Here is a 16,905-nt window from a genome sequence, read left to right as displayed (position 1 = left end):
CGGGCCACGGCGGTCCGGCCGGGCCGACGGTCCGGCGGGTCTAGAGGGACTTTTCGTACCAGGCGACGTCCCAGTAGCGGCCGAACTTGCGCCCCACCTCGCGGTACGTGCCGACGTGCGTGAAGCCGAAGCGCTCGTGGAGGCGCGTGGAGGCCTCGTTCGGCTGGGCGATGCCCGCGTAGGCGCGGTGCACGTCCTCCCCGGCCAAGGCGTCGAACAGGGCGCGGTAGAGCAGCGTGCCGATCCCGCGGCGGCCGCCGGCGCCCCCTCTCGCGCAGTCCGGGGCGACGTACACCGAGGTCTCCACGGACGTCGCGTACGCCGGCTTCGGCCGGTAAGGGCTGGATGTGGCGTACCCCAGAATCTCCTGTGAGCGCGCGTCCGTGGCAACCATCAGCCGGTGCGGGCCGTCTTCCGGGTGGGAGAGCAGCCAAGGGCGGCGCTCTTCCGGAGCGAAGATCGCGGTATCGAATGTGACGGCCGTCTCACGCACATAGTGGTTGTAGATCGCCGTGAGGGCTTCGAGGTCCGCCTCGACTCCCGGTCTGACCTGCGCCTCAGTAGGTTCCGTCGGCATCTCGCCTCCCAGCGTGGCGGACAGGGTACTGCATGATCAGAAAAATCGGAGGGCGGGTTGGGAATTCTGTCCGGATTCCAGTCGTTGTTTCCTTCGGATGCAGGGCACTCGGAGAGAGTCTCGGAGCGAGAGCGAGTGAGCGAGTCCAGGTGACTCCCCCGTCAGTGCCGAGCGTTCGCCAGGACCACCCGCCAGCCCACCATCGCAAGGGAGCACGCATGGCAACCCGTGCCGTCGCCCGTCGTCAGTCCGCCACCGGCGAGACGGCCGACTCGGCAAGCAGTGTTCGCGCTCATGGCGGCGAGATCGCAGACCGCGACCTGGTCGGCATGTACCTCGACGAGATCGCGCGTACGCCGCTGCTCGACGCCGCCAAGGAGGTCGAGCTGTCCCAGACCATCGAGGCGGGTGTCTTCGCGCGGCAGGTCCTCGACGGCGAGGAGGAGTCCACGACGGACGCCACCCGCGAGGAGCTGGAGGCCCTGGCCGCCGCCGGCGAGCGGGCCAAGGACGTCTTCATCCGCTCCAACCTCCGTCTGGTCGTCGCGGTCGCCCGGCGCTACCCGCGCAGCGGTCTGCCGCTGCTCGACCTGATCCAGGAGGGCAACGCCGGCCTGGTGCGCGCCGTCGAGAAGTTCGACTACCGCAAGGGCTTCAAGTTCTCGACGTACGCCACCTGGTGGATCCGGCAGGCCATCACCCGCTCCATCGCCGACCAGTCCCGCACGATCCGGCTCCCCGTCCACCTGGTGGAGGAGCTGGGCCGCATCCGCCGCGTGCAGCGCGAGTTCAACCGCGAGCACGGCCGCGAGCCGGAGCCGGCCGAGATCGCCGCGGAGCTGGGTTCGACGCCGGAGCGCGTCACGGACGTCCTCGACTGGTCCCGCGACCCGGTGTCGCTGAACATGTCGGTGGACGACGAGGGCGAGACCCAGTTCGGCGACCTGCTGGAGGACACCTCGGCGGTCTCCCCCGAGCAGTCCGTCATGACCCTGCTGCGCAGCGAGGAACTGGACGACCTGATCGGCCGCCTGGACCAGCGCACGGCCTCCATCATCAAGATGCGGTACGGCATCGAGGACGGCCGCGAGCGCACCCTGACCGAGGTCGGCAAGGAGCACGGGCTCACTCGCGAGCGGATTCGGCAGATCGAGAAGCACGCGCTGCTGGAGCTGAAGAAGCTGGCCCGCCAGACCGGTTTCGACGCTGCCGCGTGACGCAGGGGGCGCACGGGGCGCACGCCCGGTGGCGAAAGACGGCGCAAACACGGCGCTGCCGCCTCGCTTCAACCGCTGGGCCCGAGGGAACAACCCTTCCGGGCCCAGGAGCGGGCCCCGGGAACCGCACTCCCCACGCACCGCACAACCCGGCCGACCCCACACGGCCGGCCCACGTGAACCACGTGTCCCGTCGCAATCCCCCCGGCGCCGGGACCTTCCCGAGCCGGACTTCGGCGCCCATCCCCCCCGGGCGCCGGAGTCCGGCTTCTTCTCGTGAGGGGGCGCGGGGTCAGGGGAGCCGCAGGGTCAGGCGGCCACCGGGCGTGCCGGGCGCCGACCCGGCCCGACCTGCTGGAAGACGGCCCACCCCGTACCTGAACCCCGGGGTGGACCGCCGGATGGCAGATTGTGCCACACCGGCATAGCCTGCCGGGATGAGCACCACCCCCGGCCCCGCCCACCAGCCGTTTTCCGCCTCCGCACCGGTGTCCCTCACCGAACGCAGGAAGGCAGAGACCCGGATGGAGATCGCCCGGGCGGCGGCGGCCCTCTTCGTCCAGCGCGGTCTGCGGGCCACCCGCGCCGAGGACATCGCCCAGGCCGCGGGCGTCGCACCGCGCACCTTCTACCGCTATTTCGCCACCAAGGAAGAAGCGGTGTCCCCCCTCTACGCGGCCGGCGCCCAGCGCTGGACCGAGGCGGTCCGTACGGCCCCGGCGCACCTGACCCTCCCCGAGGCGCTGGAGCACGCCGTCCACCACACCCTCACCCCCGGCCTCGGCGTCTCGGCCGCCTCCTGGGAATGGCTCCGCGCCCTGGTCCGCCTCGCCGACACCAGCCCGGCCCTGCGCAAGGTGTGGGCGGAGGTGTGCCAGATGGCGGAGGGCGCGCTGGCGGAGATCCTGGTGAGGCGGGCCGAGGCGACGGGCGGACCGGCCCCGCTCACCCCGCACCTGCGATTCGCCGCGGCCGTGGCCGGTGCCGCCGTGCGCGTGGCCGTGGAGTCCTGGGCCGCCTCGACGACCCCGCCCACCGGCCCGGACGGCCCGGCGGCCCTGGCCCTCGACCACCTGCGCGCCCTCCGGTCCTTCGACTGGGGCGAGAGCCGGAGTCCGGGCGGGGCAGGGTGAAAGGCCCCGGCGGGACCGGTGGAGCCGGTGGGGCGGGCGGACCCGCGGCTCCCCGGCACCAGCGAGGCCCCGCACCGGCGCGAGACGGCCCTACGCCCTACGCCCTGCCGCCGACGCCGGCCGCCCGGCTCAACCGCCCCCCCAATTCCCGCACGCACTCCACCAGTTCCCCGGGCCCGCGCACCGCGAACTCGCAGCCTGCCATCACCAGCCGCACCGCGAGCCACTCCAGGGGATCGCCGGTGGTGCCCCGCAGGACGCAGCCGCCCGCGCCGTCGTCCTCGGGCACCCCGAGCCACGCCGGCAGGCGCTCGGACACCCGGTGGGCCGGTGCGGCGAACCGCACCTCGAACGCGTACGTCTCCTGCCGCCCGTGGAGCGACTGCCGCAGGAACTCGGCGGCGCTCCCCGTCGGCAACTCCCGGGCCGCGAACCGGACCCCGGTCGCGAACGGCTCGCTCACCCGGTCGACCCGGAAGGTGCGCCAGTCCGCCCGGTCGAGGTCGTACGCGACCAGGTACCAGCGCCGGCCCGTGGACACCAGCCGGTGCGGCTCGGTCAGCCGCCGGGAGGCGCTGCCGTCCTTGTCGCGGTAGGCGAACCGCAGCCGCTCCCGTCCGGCCACGGTCGACGCCATCACGGTCAGCGTCTCCGGGGCGATGCTCGGCCCGTCCCCGTGGGTCAGCGCCGTGGTCGCGGCCTGGAGCGTGGACACCCGGTGGCGCAGCCGGGAGGGCAGCACCTGTTCCAGCTTGGCCAGGGCCCGTACGGACGCCTCGTCCACTCCTTCCACGGCGTGCCCGGCGCCGGCCCGCAGACCCACCGCGATGGCGACCGCCTCCTCGTCGTCCAGCACCAGCGGCGGCATCGCCTTGCCCGCCACCAGCCGGTACCCGCCGTCCGCGCCCTTCGTCGCCTGCACCGGATACCCCAGCTCCCGCAGCCGGTCGACGTCCCGCCGCACGGTCCGCCGGGACACCCCGAGCCGCTCGGCCAGCTCACCGCCGGGCCACTCACGGGGCGTCTGGAGGAGCGAGAGGAGTTGCAGCAGCCGGGCCGGAGTATCGGTCGTCATGCGTCCGAGCATGCCGGAGAAGTAGGACACGATCTGTCCTAGTGCGGCCCTACGGTCGCTCCATGACCCCGAACGACAGCACCACCGCACACACCACCGCACAGGGGCGCGGAGAACTGCGCGCACCGACCGCCGACCGCAGCCGCTGGCTCGCTCTGGCCATCGTCATGACCGCGGCCTTCATGGACCTGGTGGACGTGACGATCGTCAACATCGCCATCCCGTCCATCCAGCGCAGCGCGGGCGCTTCGGTCAGCCAGATCCAGTGGATAACCGCCGGCTACGCCCTCGCCTTCGCCGCAGGTCTGATCACCGGCGGGCGGCTCGGCGACATCCACGGCCGCAAGCGGCTCTTCCTGGTCGGTATCGGCGGCTTCACGCTCGCCTCGGCCCTGTGCGGCTTCGCCGCCAACCCGGAGATGCTGGTCGCCTCCCGCATCCTCCAGGGCGGTATGGCGGCGCTGATGGTGCCGCAGGTGCTGTCGATCGTGCACGCCACCTTCCCGGCCCACGAACGCGGCAAGGTCTTCGGTCTGTTCGGCGCGATCGTCGGCCTCGGCGCCGTCTCCGGCCCGCTGCTCGGCGCACTGCTGACGGAGTGGGACCTGTTCGGCCTCGAATGGCGGCCCATCTTCCTCATCAACCTCCCTGTCGGCGTCCTGGCCTGGCTGCTGGGCCGCCGTTTCATCACCGAGTCCAAGGCCCCCAAGGCGCTGAAGCTGGATCTCGTCGGCGTCGCCCTGGTCACGCTGGGCCTGCTGATGCTGCTCTATCCGCTCACCCGCGGACGCGAGCTGGGCTGGCCGCTGTGGGGGTACCTCTGCATGGCCGGCGCGCTCGCCGTCTTCGCGGCGCTGGTGTCGTACGAGAAACGCAAGGCCGCCACGGACGGTTCCCCGCTCGTCGAACTGTCCCTCTTCCGGGTGAAGAGCTTCGCCGCGGGCATCGCCGTGCAGACCGTCTTCGGGGTCGCGCTCGGCATCTTCTTCCTGGTCTGGACGCTGTACATGCAGATCGGCCTGGGCTGGAGCCCGCTGCGGGCCGGGCTGACCGGCGTTCCGTTCTCCATCGCCGTCTCCACTGCGGCCGGCCTGTCGGTGCAGCAACTGGTCCCGCGGTTCGGGCGGAAGGTGCTCCAGGCGGGCGCGCTGGTCATGGGCGCGGGCGTGCTGCTGTACCTGGCGGAGGCCCGCCACTACGGCCTCGCCATCGCCTCCTGGCAGATGGCCCTGCCGCTGGTCGTGATGGGCACCGGCATGGGCCTGATCGTCGCCCCGCTGACCGACGCGGTCCTCTCGGAGGTTCCGCGCGAGCACGCCGGCTCCGCCTCCGGGCTCATCAACACCGTGCAGCAGATGGGCAACGCGCTGGGGCTGGGGCTGGTGTCGGTGGTCTTCTTCGGGCGGATCGGCGACCGGCTGACCCCGGCCCAGGTCGGCCCGGCCTTCACACACGCCTTCCAGTACGCCCTGTGGTGGGTCGCCGGGATCATGGGCGTGATCTTCCTGCTGATGTCCGCCCTGCCGAAGCGTCCGGCCCAGCACGTGGAGGGCGGGGCCGAGGAGGCGCCGGCGGTGGAGGGGGAACCCGCGCTGGCGCACTGACCAGGCAGGACGAGGGGCCCGGTACCGGTTCGGTACCGGGCCCTTGCGCTGCCTGAAGCCGTCTTAGGCCGTCCGGAGACCGTCCGGGGGCGTTTGGAAGTCCGATCATGCCCGGCCTGGGCCCGAATCTGTTTACTTTCCGGAAATCCGGGCGTAGCCTCCCAGTGAAACCACACGTTCGGGCATGGACCCGGAAGAGACCGGACATCGGTCGGACCCTGAGGCGGAGGCGACGGACATGTACGCACCGGAACGGCAGCAGGAGATCCTCCGGCTCGCCCGTGACGGCGGCCGGGTGGACGTGCTGTCGCTGGCCGAGGAGTTCCAGGTCACCGCGGAGACGATCCGCCGCGATCTGAAGGCCCTCGACCGGGCCGGTCTGCTCCGCCGGGTGCACGGCGGCGCCATCCCGGCCGGGCGCCTCGACTTCGAGCCGGACCTGGCCGAGCGCGAGACCACCGCGGCCGACGAGAAGGACCGCATCGCCAAGGCCGCTCTGTCCGAGCTGCCGGCCGAGGGCACGATGATCCTCGACGCCGGTACGACAGTGGCCCGCGTCGCCGCCGCCCTCCCGCTGGAGGCGCGGCTCACGGTCGTCACCCACTCCCTGCCGATCGCCGCCCGGCTCGCCGACCACCCGGGCATCCAGCTCCATCTGATCGGGGGGCGCGTACGGCACCGCACGCGCGCCGCCGTGGACGCGTGGGCCCTCCGCGCGTACGGCGAGATCCGCGCCGACGTGCTGTTCGTCGCCGCCAACGGCTTCTCCGCCGAGCACGGACTGACCACCCCCGACCTCGCCGAGGCCGCGGTCAAGCGGGCCGCCGTCGCCGCCGCCCGGCGTGTCGTGCTGCTGGCCGACTCCTCCAAGCACGGCCAGGAGCACTTCGCCCGCTTCGGCGACCTGAGCGACGTGGACCTGCTGATCACCGACAGCGGGCTGAGCCCCGAAGACACCGCCGCGATCGAGCGCGGCGGCACGGAAGTAGTGCGCGCATGATCCTCACCGTCACCCCCAACCCGTCCCTCGACCGCACCTACGAGGTCCAGGCCCTCAAGCGCGGCGAGGTCATCCGCGCCGAGACCGAGCGCATGGACCCCGGTGGCAAGGGCGTGAACGTCTCGCGCGCGGTCGCCGCCGCCGGCCGGCGCACGGTCGCGGTTCTGCCCCTGGGCGGTGCGCCGGGGGCGCTCGTCGCCGAACTGCTCCACGCGCAGGGCATCGAGGTCGCGCCGGTCCCGGTCGTCGGGGCCACCCGCTCCAACATCGCGCTCGCGGAGGCCGACGGCGTCCTCACGAAGATCAACGCGCCGGGCCCGGAGCTGTCGGGGTCCGAGCAGGAACTCCTCCTGGACACCGTCCGGTCGCAGTCCCACGACGCCGACTGGATCGCCTGCTGCGGCAGCCTGCCCCGGGGGCTCGCGCCCTCCTGGTACGCCGATGTCGTCACGCGGGCGCACGCAGGGGGCGCCCGGATCGCACTGGACACCTCGGGGCGTGCGCTCCTGGAGGCGCTGCGCGCGCGGCCCGACGTCGTCAAGCCGAACGCCGAGGAGCTGGCGGAAGCCGTCGGGCGGCCCCTGACGACCGTGGGCGACGCGCTCAAGGCGGCGGAGGAGGTGCGCTCGATGGGCGCCCGCGTCGTGCTGGCGAGCCTGGGCGCCGACGGCCAGCTGCTGGTGTCGGACGCCGGTGCCTGGTTCGGCAGCGCGCGCGTGTCCGCGGTCCGCAGCAACGTCGGCGCCGGTGACGCCTCCCTGGCCGGTTTCCTCATCGCCGGCGGCACCGGCCCCGACGCCCTCGCCTCCGCCGTCGCCCACGGCGCCGCCGCCGTCCAGCTGCCCGGCAGCGTGATGCCGACCCCGGCCGACCTGGACCCGGCGGCGGTGACCGTCACCACCGACGTCCCCGTGGACCGCGAACTGAGGGAGCCGGCGTCATGACCGCCCGGCGGGCGCGTGCCTCGGCCGCCCCGGTGGTGCACGGTGTGCGTGCTCAGGTGGCGGACTCGGCGCCCGGCACCGCGGCCGACCGGGGGCGGCCGGACGCAACGGACGTACCTCGGACCACCGGAGCGGACGTCACCGGGCCGGCGTCCACCACCCGGCCCGAGTCCGCCCCCGCCGGCCGCCGCGGGAGGAGTCTCCCGCGGGCCCCGTACCGCCGCACCGCTCCCCACCTGCCGCCCCCCGCACCCGGTACGACCGCCCCGCCCCGCTCACCTCACCGCGGTGTCCCGTCGGTCCCCGTCCGCCCCACCGCCCCCCACGAGACCCCCGTCCCCACCCCCGCCCACCCCTCCCCCCGGGCGATACGCGAGCAGAGGAGCCCGCGATGAGCGACATGATCACCGCGGACCTGGTCGATCTCGACCTGTCCGTCGACACGAAGGAAGCGGCGGCCCGTGCCCTCGCCGAGCGCATGGTGAGCCAGGGCCGGGTGACCGACCTGGAGGGCTTCCTCGCCGACGTGGCCGCCCGGGAGGCCCAGATGCCCACCGGCCTGGACGGCGGTATCGGCATCCCGCACTGCCGTAGCGCCCATGTCACCGAACCGACCCTCGCGTTCGGCCGCAGCGCCGCCGGGATCGACTTCGGCGCGGCGGACGGCCCGGCCGACCTGATCTTCCTGATCGCGGCGCCCGCCGGTGCCGACGACGCCCACCTGACGATCCTCTCCTCCCTCGCCCGCCAGCTGATGAACGCCGAGTTCACCTCCGCGCTGCGGGCGGTGGGCGACCCGGAGACGGCGGCGGCGCTGATCCAGGGCGACGAGGCACCCTCGGCCCAGAGCGCCGAGGACGCCCCCGAAGACACCGCTGCGGCCCCGGTGGCGGCCTCCACCGGCGCCGCAGCGGCCAGGACGGCCCCCACGCCGGGCGCGGACGCGGGCGCCGGGGGCGCGGGCTCGGCGGGCATCCCCGCCGCGGACACCGCACCACCCGCCGCGGAGCCCGCCGGCTCTGGTGAACGTCCCTTCCGTGTCGTCGCCGTCACCTCCTGTCCGACCGGCATCGCCCACACCTACATGGCGGCCGAGTCCCTGGAGAACGCCGGCCGCGAGGCGGGCTTCGAGGTGGTCGTCGAGACGCAGGGCTCGGCCGGCTTCGACCGGCTGGACCCGGCGGTGATCGCGGCGGCGGACGGCGTGGTCTTCGCGCACGACGTCCCGGTGCGCGACAAGGACCGCTTCGCGGGCAAGCCCACCGTGGACGTCGGCGTGAAGGCGGGCATCAACCGCCCCGCCGAACTCCTCGCGGAGGTCCGCGAGAAGGCGGCGCGCGGCGAGGTGAGCGCCCCCGCGCACGCCGCGTCCGGTACGCCGGTCGAGCGCGCGGGCGACTCCACCGAGGGCTACGGCACCAAGCTCCGCAAGTGGCTGATGTCCGGCGTCAGCTACATGGTCCCGTTCGTCGCCGCGGGCGGTCTCCTCATCGCCCTGGGCTTCGCGATCGGCGGCTGGCAGGTCAACAAGGCCCCCTCGGTCATGGACCACTTCGTGTGGACGCAGACCGGCAGCTGGGGCGCGCTGCTGTTCCAGATCGGCGGCGTGGCCTTCAACTTCCTCGTCCCGGTGCTGGCCGGATACATCGCCTACGGCATGGCCGACCGGCCGGGTCTCGTGCCCGGCTTCGTCGGCGGCGCCATCGCCTTCGACATCAACGCCGGCTTCCTCGGCGGTCTGGCGGCCGGTCTGATCGCCGGTGGCGTGGTGATGGCGATCCAGAAGGTGAGGATCCCGGCGGCGATGCGCGGCATCATGCCGGTGGTGGTGATCCCGCTGATCTCCTCGGCGATCGTCGGGTTCCTGATGTTCGTCGTGATCGGCAAGCCCATCGCCTCCGCGCAGAAGGGCCTGACCGACTGGCTGGGCGGCCTCACCGGCACCAACGCCGTCCTGCTGGGCGCCCTGCTCGGCCTGATGATGTGCTTCGACCTCGGCGGCCCGGTCAACAAGGTCGCCTACACCTTCGCCACCGCCGGCATCGCCGTGGCCAACCCCAGCGACTCCGCCATGGAGATCATGGCCGCGGTGATGGCGGCCGGTATGGTCCCGCCGCTGGCGATGGCCCTGGCGACCACCGTGCGCGGCAGGCTGTTCACGCAGACCGAGCGGGAGAACGGCAAGGCCGCCTGGGTGCTGGGCGCGTCCTTCATCTCCGAGGGCGCGATCCCGTTCGCCGCGGGCGACCCGCTGCGGGTCATCCCGTCCTCGATGGTGGGCGGTGCCCTCACCGGCGCCCTGTCGATGGCCTTCGGCGCCACCCTGCGCGCCCCGCACGGCGGCATCTTCGTGGTCCCGCTGATCGGCAACCCGTTCCTGTACCTGGTGGCCATCGCGGCCGGCGTCTGCGTCACCACGGCCCTGGTGGTCCTCCTGAAGGGGCTGCGCAAGCCGGCCCCCGGGGCCGCGGCCACCGATCCCGCCGCGCCGGCGGCCACCGCGCCGAAGGAGACCAAGCAGCCGATAGCGGCCTGAGCGCCGCACCGCCGTCCACGGCGCCGCGCCGCACCCCTCCTGCCCCCTTGTCCCTTTGGTTCGCTGTGAGTTGTTCACGGCACCTGCGAGATACGTCACGGTCCGGGACCAAAGTCTCGGACCGTGGTGTGTACTGGGAGGCATGCCTGAGCACGCAACGACCCTCCAGTTGATCGGCCTGGCCGTTCTCGGCGCGGCGGCCGTCGTCTGGGCCGTCGTTCTGCTGCGTCTGCTGCGCCGTGCCGGCCGCCGGACCGTCGTCCGGCGCTCCACCGCGCCGCTCCCGGCCCTGCCGAGTCAGACGCGGGTCGGCCCCTCCCGGGAGTCCGTCGAGCTGACCCCCGCCGAACAGGACGCGTTCGCGGGCCTGGTACGGCACCTCGCCAACGGCTGACCCTCAGCCCTGCCGCGCCGCGCGCCGCTCCATCGCGTCCCGGGCCGCGTCCTCCGACAGGTAGACCTCGCACATGTGCCGTCCGTCGGGCGTCGCCGTGTGCTCCACCTCCCACAGGGAGATCTCGGTGCCGTCCGGCAGCAGGAAGGCGTGCTCGTACAGCGCGTAGCTCAGCCCGCTGCGTCCGGCCCGCCCCGGCCGGCCGAACGCCTGGGTGATCTCGTGCGCGGTCGCCGTCGCCAGCAGTGCCGCCGTCCGTTCGCCGGGCCGGTCGGGGTTCTCCGCGCGGCGCAGCAGCCGGCGCGCGTGGTCCGCGGAGTCGTCGGAGGCGAACATGTGCCGGGGCTCGGGCACGGGCCACAGCCGCATCAGCGCGGGCAGCTCGAAGTCCCGTGTGTCCGGGGGCAGACCGAGCCGCGCCGTGGCGGTCTGCACCTCCTCCTCGTCGACGTACACCTCGTGCTCCGGCGCGCTGCCCGGCGTCGGGTTGTACACCAGCTCCCACAGCGTGACCGCCGAGCCGTCGGCGAGCAGCCAGGTGTGCCGGTACGTCTCCCGGTGCAGCCCCGCGCTGTGGTACGCGGAGTGCAGCGAACTGTCGTGCGCCAGCGCGCAGTCGAGCTGCCTTATCACCTCGTCGGGCAACTCGAAGGAGTTCAGGGCACGGCCGAGGAGCCGCGCGAGATGCTCCTCAGGAGACTCGGGCGACTCGGCTGGTTCGTACGCTGCCGTCTCGTACGGAACGCTCAAGGCTTCTCCCGGCGTTGCTGCATGTCACCTTGTGGGTGCATACCGTAGCCCCTCGGTCGGACATCGTGTCCGGGAACCGAGAAAACGTACGCCTGGAAAACGCGCGGGCCGCGCGAAAAGTTCCCGCGCGGCCCGCCGTCCTGTCAAAACCCGCCGCTCAGACGGCGCTTCCCGCGGTCCAGGCGTTCCACGCCATGTTCCAGCCGTTGAGGCCGTTGTCCGGGGCGACCGTCGTGTCGGGGGAGTTCTTCACGATCACCAGGTCACCGACGAGTGAGTTGTCGTAGAACCACTTGGCCGGCGTGGCGCCCTGCGCCCCCTGCACGTCCGCGAGGCCGACGCAGCCGTGGCTGGTGCCCTCCCGCCCGAACGGCGGGTTGCCCTTGCTGTACCAGAAGTTTCCGTGGATGAACGTCCCGGACGACGTCAGCCGCATCGCGTGCGGCACGTCCGGTATGTCGTACTCCCCGCCGAAGCCGACCGTCGAGCCGTTCATCCGGGTCTGCACGAACTTCTCGGAGATCACCATCTGCCCGTTGTACGTGGTGTGCTGCGGGCTGCCCGCCGAGATCGGCACCGTCTTGACGGTCCGGCCGTCCCGCACGACCGTCATGGTCTGCGTGCGGACGTCGACCGTGGAGACCTGCGACCGGCCGACGGTGAAGGAGACGGTCTTCTTCTGCACTCCGTAGACGCCCTGGGCGCCCTGGACCCCGTCCAGGTCGATGTCCATCGTGACCTTGGAGCCGGCCTTCCAGTACTCCTGCGGCCGGAAGTCGAGCCGCCGGTCACCGAACCAGTGCCCGACCACCTGCTGGCCGCTGGTGGTGTTGACCGTGATGTGCGACTGCACGGCCTTCTTGTCGGTGATCGACTTGTCGAAGGTGAACGACACCGGCATGCCCACCCCGACCGTCGCGCCGTCGTCCGGCGTGTAGGTGCCGATGAAGCTGTTCGCCGAGGAGACGGTGGTGAAGACGGAGTTGGCCGCCGCCGTACGCCCCCCGGCGTCCTTCGCGGTCGCGGATATCTGATACTTCGTCCCGCGCTCCAGCCGCTCCTTGGGCTTCCAGCTGCGGCCGTCGTCCGATATCGCCCCCGGCACGGTCTGTCCCGACCCCGCCACGGTCATCTTCACGTCGGTCAGCTTGCCGTCGCTGACCTTCACCCCGGTCGCGTTGATGGACGCCCCCGTCGAACCGTCCTTGGCCGAGATCGCTATCTTCGCCGTCGACGTCTTCGGAGAGTCCTTGCCCCCCTTGCCGTCGCCGTTGTCCGCCTTGGCGTTGCCCCCGCAGGCGGTCAGGGTGAGGGCGCCGACCATCAGGGCGGCACAGGCCCCGAGTACGCGCCGCGCTGCAATGTCCGGCGTTGTCACGGGCTGCTCCCAGTTCGTGTGATGTGCGTGATCCGTTCCAGTGCGTGAAGAAAGAGGGCGCCGACGCCGGGGAAGGTTCCCTCCGCTCCCTTCGAACGCCATCGCGTGACAGAACCGCGACAATCCACCCCGCCCCCGGGGCCGTACCGTTACCCGTCGCCGTACAACTCCCCGTACGACGGCCACACTCCACCCGGCCCGTCGACCGACTCGGCGGCGCGCACGGCCCGGACGATGGCGCGCGTCACCACGTCAGCGCCGGCGGCGAGGAGGCCGTTGAGCGCCAGGGGGTGTGTGTCCAGCGCGTGCGTGCCGGTCGCCAGCGCGAACACCGTGTCCCCGTCGTGCAGGAGGTGCACCGGCCGTACGGCCCGCGCGATCCCGTCGTGCGCCGTGCCCGCCAGCTTCTGCGCCTGCGCCTTGCAGAGGTCCGCGTCCGTCGCGACCACCGCCAGCGTCGTGTTGAGCGGTGCCGGGCCGTTCCCGGCGGCGGCCTCGTCCAGGCGCCGGCACGCGGCCTCGTGCACCCGCTCCGCGGGATACTCCACCCGTCCCTGGAACAACTCCCCGTACAGCACCCCCGTTTCCGGATCCAGCACCGACCCCGCGGCGTTCAGCACCACCAGCGCCCCCACCGTGATCCCCGAGTCGAGCACCGTGCTCGCGGTGCCCACGCCACCCTTGAGCCGCCCGGCGACGGCGCCCGTGCCCGCGCCGACGCACCCCTGCGCCACCCGGGCCCCCGGCACACCGGCCGCCGCGGCCTCCACCGCCGCGCGTCCCGTCCCCGCGTCCGGACGGGCCCGGAAGTCCCCGCCGCGCCCCAGGTCGAAGAGGCACGCGGCGGGCACCACCGGCACGACATGCGCCGGATCCGGCCCCACCCGCACGCCCCGCTCCCGCTCCTCCAGCCAGGCCATCACCCCGGAGGCCGCGTCGAGCCCGTACGCGCTGCCTCCGGTCAGCACGACGGCGTCGATCTTCCGCACCACGGTGCGCGGGTCGAGCGCGTCGGTCTCCTTGGTGCCGGGGCCGCCGCCGCGCACGTCCACGGCCGCGACGGCGCCGCCCACGGGGGCGAGGACGACCGTCGTGCCGGTGAGCCACCCGTCGCCGGTACGGGTGGCGTGCCCCACGCGCATCCCGGCGACGTCCGTCAAAGCGTCAGCTGTCATGGACGTCAGTCTGGCCCAGTGCGGCGCACCGCCCGGAAGGTCAGCCGGCCGCGGCGGTGGCGCGCGCCGCGCGCTCCCGGCCGGCCGCGCGCGCCGTCAGGACCACCCCGGCCGCCACCGAGGCCGCGGACACCAGCCCCGCCGCGAGCACCGCCCAGTCGCCCAGAAAGGTGCAGCAGATCACCAGCAGAGCCGTGACCGGCAGCACCAGCTGCTGGGCCAGGCCCGCCTTGAAGTGCCGGGCGTGCAGCGCCCACACGGTCAGCAGGTACAGCGCCGTCGGCAGGGTGACGGCGGCCGAGGCGGACAGGGTGGAGATGTGCGCCTTGCCGACCGCCTGCTCCACGGCGACCTCCAGGCCCGCGCCGATCGCCGCCGCCGAGGCGAAGACCAGGTAGTGACCGTAGCCCCAGACGAACGCCCGCCGGCTGGAGCGCAGATGGCCGTGGATCGGCACCACGAAGTAGATCCACCACGCGGAGAAGACGACCAGCAGTCCGCCCGCCGCGATGGGCAGCAGCTCGCCCAGGGCGCTGTGCTCGTCCGCCGCCGACTTCACCGCCACCGTGGCCGCGGCGATCGTCTCGCCGAGCACGATGATCGTGAACAGGCCGTACCGCTCGGCGATGTGGTGCGGATGCCAGGAGGTGTTGTGCGCCCTCTCGGCGTACAGCGGCACGCACAGTTCCGCGACCACCATCACCAGGAACACCCAGGCCCGGGCCGGCTCCGGGAGCACCACCAGTCCGAGCCAGCCGACCTGGCACAGCAGCACGCCGCACGCGTACCGGAGCGCCATGGTCCGTTCCGCGCCCGGCGCCGATCTCGCGGCTCTCAGCCACTGCCAGACCATCCCCAGCCGCATGATCACGTAACCGAGCCAGACCAGGAGGAAGTCGTGGTGTGCGGACGCCCGGGAGATACCCGCGGCCAGCACCAGGACGCCGGCGATCTGCACCAGGGTGACGACCCGGTAGAGGGCGTCGTCGTTGTCGTACGCCGAGGCGAACCAGCTGAAGTTCATCCACGCCCACCAGATGGCGAAGAACAGCATCGCGTAGTTGAGGATCCCCTCGCCCGCGTGGCCCGCCGCCACGGCGTGCACCAGCTGCACGCCCGCCTGCGCGACCGCCACGACGAAGCACAGATCGAAGAAGAGCTCCAGCGAGGAGGCGACGCGGTGCGACTCGCCGCGTTCGCGGGCGGTGAGCCGCCGCAGGGGGCCGGAGGGCTTCGGCGCGCCCGAGGGGGCGGGCGTGGCAGGGGAACTCGACGTCATGGTTCCCAGCACAGCAGAAAACCGGCGTGAAATCTTGTGAAGGCTTTCACAAGCGGGGGAGGGGGCCCCGCCCCGGCGGAAACCCCAGGCCGGGGGCCCCGGCCGGCGCCGTACCCTTGAGGCATGAGCACCGCCCGCGAACCCGAGACGCGTGAACCCGAGCCGCGCCACCCGAAGCCCGCGCTGGTCTTCGACGACCCGCTGGACCAGCAGACCTCGGACGACACCGACCGCGGGTGGGGCGAGCGCCCGGACGGCGACAGCGCCGCCGACCTGAGGCGCTTCCTGGACGAGAAGCCGCCCCACCACCTCTGAGCGGTCCGCGGGCGGCGGCGCCGCTAGCGCTCGCCGTGCCCGGCCCCGCGCTGCGCGAGCAGCGCGTCGCGGATCTCCTTGAGCACCTCCAGCTCGGTCACCTCGACCACTTCCTTCGTGCCCTCCCGGGCCGCCTTCCGGGCCGCCTGCCGGGCCAGGTACTTCGACATCGGCAGGACCATCAGGAAGTACACCACCGCCGCGGTGATCACGAAGCTGAGCGTGGCCCCGAGAACGGAGCCCCACATGATCGGCACGCCGCTCTTGACCGTGCCGTCCGCGCTCACCCGGCACGGGTCCTTCAGGCAGGAGCTGTAGTTGTCGAGGCTCTGCGTGCCGATCGCCCCGACCACCGGGTTGATGATCCCCTTCACGATCGAGTTGACGATGTTCGTGAAGGCCGTGCCGATGACCACCGCGACCGCCAGATCGACGACGTTGCCGCGCATCAGGAAGGCCTTGAAGCCCTGCCAGACGCTCGGTTCCTTCTTCGCGCTCACCTAGGGGACTCTCCTCGCGTGCACCGGGTGTGGAACGAAACGCTCCGCAACCTACGGCACGGGGCGGTCGTCGTGTCCACTCCCGTAACCGGAGCGAGACCCTCCCCGCCAGGCCGGCCACGGTACGGAGAAGGCGTACGAGCCGGTTCAGCACAGCGTCACCGCCAGGCGCGCGGTGGCGCTCGCGCCGACCAGCCGGGCCGCCGTGGGCCGCGGCACCGACAGCACGACCAGCGCACCGCTCTCGGTCGCGCCGGGCGGCGGTTCCGGCACCTCCGTCACCCGCGCACCGCGCGCCAGCACCCGGACGCCGGCCCCGGCCGACGCGTCCTCCGCGGCGATCACGTCGACACGGTCGCCGGAGTGCAGCAGGCGCACCGTGGCGGCGTCGGCGATCCGGACCGGTGCCGTCACCAGCTCGACCGGCGGGTGGGGCCGTGCGGGGTCCGCCACCGGGCGGCCGTGGGCCCGCTCGGCGCCGCGCGGTTCCGTCCCGGCGCCCTCGGTCCGGGGCCCCGCGGCCACGAGCGCCACCGCCGTCACCGCGAGCCCGGCCGCGACGGCCTGCCCGCGATGCCGTAGCAGCCGTTGCAGCCGGTACCGCCCGCCGCGCACCCGCACCGGATCGAACGGGGGCACCGCACGGGTCGGCGGGGCCTCGGTGCCCAGCGGCCGCGGCCGCGGCGGCAGCGACAGGGACGGTGGGGGCGGCAGGGGCGGTGGCGGTGGTTGGGGCGGGAACGAGAAGCCGGTGGGAGAGGGAAAGGGCGGGGGCGAGGGCGTGGGCGGGAGGGGGTGCGGGAGCGAGGGCATGGGGTCACCGCCTGCGACGAGGAGTTCGGCTTGTCATGCCACGATGACGCCTCGTGCCGGATCCCGCCGGGGCCCGTGGACCACGGGCGGATTGTGGATAACTCGCCCACCCGAACGAGGAATTCCGCCTGGCCACCGAGCCGCACGCAGCGCCCAGCGCACTGAGCCTCGCCCAGCGCACTAAGCCTCGCCCAGCGCCCGAACCGCACTCAGCG

The 16,905-nt window shown here is 73.0% G+C and carries 16 protein-coding genes; 8 read left to right on the top strand and 8 right to left on the bottom strand.

From position 1 onward, the window contains the following. Window positions 1-40: 40 nt before the first annotated feature. Complete coding sequence (locus tag AB0947_RS09785; RefSeq protein ID WP_366749777.1) at window positions 41-577, bottom strand: N-acetyltransferase family protein; 537 nt, start codon at window positions 575-577, stop codon at window positions 41-43. A gap of 218 nt (window positions 578-795) precedes the next feature. Between AB0947_RS09785 and AB0947_RS09780 the strand changes: the two genes are divergently transcribed. Beyond that, entirely contained in the window at window positions 796-1,794 is a 999-nt protein-coding gene (locus AB0947_RS09780; protein WP_366749776.1) for a sigma-70 family RNA polymerase sigma factor, read from the top strand. Between the two features lie 524 nt (window positions 1,795-2,318). Continuing rightward, window positions 2,319-2,927: a TetR family transcriptional regulator gene (locus AB0947_RS09775; protein ID WP_366749952.1), complete on the top strand. Its 609-nt coding sequence runs from the start codon at window positions 2,319-2,321 to the stop codon at window positions 2,925-2,927. A gap of 97 nt (window positions 2,928-3,024) precedes the next feature. Here the strand turns inward: AB0947_RS09775 and AB0947_RS09770 are convergent, their stop codons facing one another. Next, window positions 3,025-4,002, bottom strand: coding sequence for a WYL domain-containing protein (locus AB0947_RS09770; RefSeq protein ID WP_366749775.1), 978 nt, complete (start codon window positions 4,000-4,002; stop codon window positions 3,025-3,027). Between the two features lie 167 nt (window positions 4,003-4,169). Between AB0947_RS09770 and AB0947_RS09765 the strand changes: the two genes are divergently transcribed. The 5 genes from AB0947_RS09765 to AB0947_RS09745 all read left to right on the top strand — a co-directional run bounded on the left by AB0947_RS09765 (window position 4,170) and on the right by AB0947_RS09745 (window position 10,480). Next, window positions 4,170-5,606 (top strand): MFS transporter, encoded by a 1,437-nt coding sequence (locus AB0947_RS09765; RefSeq protein ID WP_366749951.1) that lies wholly within the window; start codon window positions 4,170-4,172, stop codon window positions 5,604-5,606. Between the two features lie 238 nt (window positions 5,607-5,844). Then, window positions 5,845-6,606 (top strand): DeoR/GlpR family DNA-binding transcription regulator, encoded by a 762-nt coding sequence (locus tag AB0947_RS09760; protein WP_366749774.1) that lies wholly within the window; start codon window positions 5,845-5,847, stop codon window positions 6,604-6,606. Then, on the top strand, window positions 6,603-7,550 hold the full coding sequence (pfkB, locus tag AB0947_RS09755; protein ID WP_366749773.1) for a 1-phosphofructokinase: 948 nt from the start codon (window positions 6,603-6,605) through the stop codon (window positions 7,548-7,550). Before AB0947_RS09760 ends, pfkB begins: the two co-directional genes overlap by 4 nt. A gap of 391 nt (window positions 7,551-7,941) precedes the next feature. Continuing rightward, on the top strand, window positions 7,942-10,086 hold the full coding sequence (locus tag AB0947_RS09750; RefSeq protein ID WP_366749772.1) for a fructose-specific PTS transporter subunit EIIC: 2,145 nt from the start codon (window positions 7,942-7,944) through the stop codon (window positions 10,084-10,086). A 142-nt stretch (window positions 10,087-10,228) separates the two neighbouring features. Then, window positions 10,229-10,480, top strand: coding sequence for a hypothetical protein (locus AB0947_RS09745; protein WP_366749771.1), 252 nt, complete (start codon window positions 10,229-10,231; stop codon window positions 10,478-10,480). A gap of 3 nt (window positions 10,481-10,483) precedes the next feature. On the opposite strand, the gene AB0947_RS09740 is transcribed toward AB0947_RS09745, so the two are convergent. The 4 genes from AB0947_RS09740 to AB0947_RS09725 form a co-directional block, all read right to left on the bottom strand. After that, window positions 10,484-11,230 carry a DUF6227 family protein gene (locus AB0947_RS09740; RefSeq protein ID WP_366749770.1) on the bottom strand — a complete coding sequence of 249 codons (747 nt, stop codon included), beginning with the start codon at window positions 11,228-11,230 and terminating at the stop codon, window positions 10,484-10,486. A 157-nt stretch (window positions 11,231-11,387) separates the two neighbouring features. Beyond that, the gene (locus AB0947_RS09735) at window positions 11,388-12,608 is read right to left on the bottom strand and encodes an Ig-like domain-containing protein (RefSeq protein WP_366749769.1); all 1,221 of its coding nucleotides are present in this window, start codon (window positions 12,606-12,608) and stop codon (window positions 11,388-11,390) included. A 149-nt stretch (window positions 12,609-12,757) separates the two neighbouring features. Next, on the bottom strand, window positions 12,758-13,783 hold the full coding sequence (locus tag AB0947_RS09730; RefSeq protein ID WP_366749767.1) for a P1 family peptidase: 1,026 nt from the start codon (window positions 13,781-13,783) through the stop codon (window positions 12,758-12,760). Between the two features lie 40 nt (window positions 13,784-13,823). Continuing rightward, window positions 13,824-15,062, bottom strand: a complete 1,239-nt coding sequence (locus AB0947_RS09725) for a low temperature requirement protein A (RefSeq protein ID WP_366749766.1) — start codon at window positions 15,060-15,062, stop codon at window positions 13,824-13,826. 123 nt (window positions 15,063-15,185) lie between these two features. Between AB0947_RS09725 and AB0947_RS09720 the strand changes: the two genes are divergently transcribed. Then, window positions 15,186-15,377 carry a hypothetical protein gene (locus AB0947_RS09720; protein ID WP_366749765.1) on the top strand — a complete coding sequence of 64 codons (192 nt, stop codon included), beginning with the start codon at window positions 15,186-15,188 and terminating at the stop codon, window positions 15,375-15,377. Window positions 15,378-15,400: 23 nt separating this feature from the next. Here the strand turns inward: AB0947_RS09720 and mscL are convergent, their stop codons facing one another. Both mscL and AB0947_RS09710 read right to left on the bottom strand, forming a co-directional pair. Then, window positions 15,401-15,877 (bottom strand): large conductance mechanosensitive channel protein MscL, encoded by a 477-nt coding sequence (mscL, locus tag AB0947_RS09715; protein ID WP_366749764.1) that lies wholly within the window; start codon window positions 15,875-15,877, stop codon window positions 15,401-15,403. A 147-nt stretch (window positions 15,878-16,024) separates the two neighbouring features. Next, complete coding sequence (locus AB0947_RS09710; protein WP_366749950.1) at window positions 16,025-16,573, bottom strand: hypothetical protein; 549 nt, start codon at window positions 16,571-16,573, stop codon at window positions 16,025-16,027. Between the last annotated feature and the right edge of the window lie 332 nt (window positions 16,574-16,905).

This window comes from Streptomyces sp. NPDC047841, from assembly GCF_040704085.1.
Taxonomy (GTDB): domain Bacteria; phylum Actinomycetota; class Actinomycetes; order Streptomycetales; family Streptomycetaceae; genus Streptomyces; species Streptomyces argyrophylli.
This window is presented reverse-complemented; position numbering and strand designations above follow the sequence as displayed.